Origin of the sequence: Pantoea sp. GbtcB22 (assembly GCF_019091025.1) — a bacterium.
In the GTDB taxonomy this organism is placed as follows: domain Bacteria; phylum Pseudomonadota; class Gammaproteobacteria; order Enterobacterales; family Enterobacteriaceae; genus Pantoea; species Pantoea leporis.
Genome location: NZ_JAGXKB010001095.1, coordinates 1 through 228 on the forward strand (window position 1 = coordinate 1; position 228 = coordinate 228).

Annotated in this window: 1 pseudogene; it reads left to right on the forward strand. The window is 57.0% G+C overall.

Features of this window, described 5'->3' with window-relative positions:
* Window positions 1-228: pseudogene (locus tag KVT28_RS27620) on the forward strand (ABC transporter substrate-binding protein); the annotation flags it as partial.

The following is a 228-nucleotide window of genomic DNA, read 5'->3' on the forward strand; positions in this document are numbered from 1 at the left end:
TGTGCTGTTGCAGGCGGTTCAGGCGCAGGCGCGCCAGCGTCTCGGCGTGGAGATCAAACTGCGCTATGGCGATTCTGGCACCTACACCGACGTGCGCAACACCGGCCACTTCGGCTCAATTGCTAACTGGAATACCGAAACCGACGGCATCGATATCGAAAACCACTATCGCCCAGTAAAAGTTGGCGGGCCGATTAACTACATCCGCGTCAACAGCCCGCAAATCAA